Genomic DNA, 2,517 nt, shown 5'->3' with positions numbered 1-2,517 from the left:
ATCTCCTCGGCGGTGCCGGCCAGCCTCGGCACCACCTCCTCGGCTGCGAACCTCAGGATCCGGGCGATACCGGGATCCGAGGTCAGCCCGTCGACGCAGCCGGCATCCCAGCCGCGGGCCTGCAGGGCGGCCAGCAGTCCGCGGGCCTGCTCCTCGGCGTCGTCGACGGCCGCACGGTCGTCGGTACCGTCCTCGGCGAGACCCAGGGCATTGCGCAGACCGGGCAGGCTCTGCTCTCCGCCGAACAGTTGTCGGGAGCGCAGGATGGCCAGCACCATGTCCAATTCGGCCTCCCCCGCCGGAGTCACGCCCAGGACGTGCAGGCCGTCGCGGATCTGGACGTCCTTGATCTCGCACAGCCAGCCGTCGACTCCCAGCAGCATGTCGTCGAAGGAGTCGTCCTCAGGGCGTTCGGCCAGCCCGAGATCGTGATCCATCTTGGCCGCGCTCATCAGCGTCCAGATCTGCTGGCGGATCGCCGGCAGCTTGGCCGGGTCAAGCGCCGCGATATTCGCGTGCTCGTCGAGCAGTTGCTCCAGCCGGGCGGTGTCCCCGTAACTCTCCGCACGCGCCATCGGCGGGATCAGGTGGTCGACGATGGTGGCGTGCGCCCGCCGCTTGGCCTGGGTTCCCTCGCCGGGGTCATTGACCAGGAACGGGTAGATGAGCGGCAGGTCGCCCAGCGCCGCATCGGGGCCGCAGTTGGCCGACATTCCGACGTTCTTACCCGGCAGCCATTCCAGATTGCCGTGCTTGCCCAGATGCACCATGGCGTGGGCGCCGAATTCATGCCGCAGCCAGAAGTAGGTGCCGAGGTAGTGGTGGCTGGGCGGCAGATCGGGGTCGTGGTAGATGGCAATCGGGTTTTCGCCGAACCCGCGAGGGGGCTGCACGAGAATCACGATGTTCTCGGATTGTATTGCGGCGACGACGATCTCGCCATCGGGATCACGGCTCCGGTCGACGAACAGTTCACCCGGCGGCGGCCCCCAGTGCTGCACCATGGCGTCACGCAGTTCCACGGGAAGGGTGCCGAACCACTCGCGGTACCGGGCTGCGGGAATCCGGATCGCCCGTTCGGCCAACTGCCCGTCGGTGAGCCAGTCTTCGTCGAGCCCGCCGAGTTCGATCAGCGCATGCATCAGTGCGTCGCCGTCACCGCTGGCCAGACCGGGAACCTCACCGATTCGATACCCGTTGTCGCGCAGAGCATTCAGCAGTGAAATCGTGCTGGCCGGGGTATCCAAGCCGACCGCATTGCCAATTCGGGAGTATTTGGTCGGGTATGCCGAGAACATCAGTGCGACGCGCTTGTCCGGCGCCGTGACATGCCGCAGTGTCGCGTATTTGACGGCCAGTCCGGCGACCCGGGCGCACCGTTCGGGATCGGGCACATACGAGATCAGTCCCTCGTCATCGATCTCCTTGAATGAGAATGGGACCGTGATGACGCGGCCGTCGAATTCGGGCACCGCAACCTGGGTGGCCACATCACGGGGACTCAGGCCACTGTCGTTGGCCAGCCATTGGGCACGGGAACTGGTCAGACAGAGCCCCTGCAGGATCGGGATATCCAGAGCCGCAAGGTGTTTTACGTTCCAGCTGTCGTCGTCGCCACCGGCGGTCACTGCTGCCGGCACCGCAGCCCCGGCGGCCAGAACCGTCACCACCATCGCATCGACGCCACGGAGCACGTCGAGCAGTTCAGGTTCCGGGGTCCGCAGCGATGTGCAGTACACCGGCACCGGCCGGCCACCGGCCCGCTCGATTGCGCAGCAGAGCGCTTCCACATAGGCGGTGTTCCCGGCCAGTTGCTGGGCGCGGTAGTAGAGGACGGCGATCCTTGGGGCGTCAACGGACAGGCCGGCACGGGCGGCGACCATCGACTGCACAGAGAAGCAGGGAGTGCCGGATGGACAGCCGGCCCCGGTGGCACAGGAGCGCTCGAGCATCCCCCACGGCGGTGTGGCCGCCGGCGGGCTGAACCCGTAACCGGTCATCAGCACGGTGTCGCAGAGGAAGTCGTGCAGCTGGCCCAGGTTGGCCACCCCGCCCTCGGCCAGGTAGGTATGCGCCTGCACGGCGATCCCGGCGGGCACGGTGGAGCGCTCCATCAGATCGGCGTCGGGTGCCTGTTCACCACTGACCACCACGGCCGGAACCCTGCTCGCGATGACCGTGTCGATCGTCTTCGGCAACGCCCGATAGCCGCCCAGCACCCGAACCACCACGACCGCCGCGCCGTCGAGCAGCTCGGCGAGCTGACCCTCGGCCAATCGGGTCGGGTTCGCCCACCGGTAGCCCGCCCCGCTGGCTCGGGCGGTGATCAGGTCGGTATCGGAGGTCGAGAGCAACAGAACGGTGGGCCGGGGCACCCCAGTACCGTAAACCGGTGGCCCGGACCCGCGACGAGGATGCCTGCCCCGGTGCGCTGACCGTGCATCAGGCAGCCGACGGCGCGCTGGCCCGGGTGCGGTTGCCCGGCGGCATGATCACCGCCGCCCAGCTGGAGGCGCT

At 67.9% G+C, this 2,517-nt stretch carries 1 protein-coding gene and 1 pseudogene; one reads left to right on the top strand and one right to left on the bottom strand.

All coding sequences use genetic code 11. The annotated features are described in order from the left end of the window. Nucleotides 1-2,375, bottom strand: a 2,375-nt coding sequence (locus ACR2JI_RS08800) for a cobaltochelatase subunit CobN (RefSeq protein WP_526389701.1), incomplete at its 3' end; no start/stop codon positions are given. A 17-nt stretch (nt 2,376-2,392) separates the two neighbouring features. Between ACR2JI_RS08800 and ACR2JI_RS08795 the strand changes: the two are divergent. Further along, nucleotides 2,393-2,517, top strand: a pseudogene (locus ACR2JI_RS08795) (precorrin-3B synthase); the annotation flags it as partial.

The sequence above is a fragment of the Mycobacterium sp. genome, assembly GCF_051006775.1.
Lineage (GTDB): Bacteria > Actinomycetota > Actinomycetes > Mycobacteriales > Mycobacteriaceae > Mycobacterium.
The sequence above is the reverse complement of the archived record's forward strand: the minus strand, read 5'-3'. Positions and strand labels throughout refer to the sequence as shown.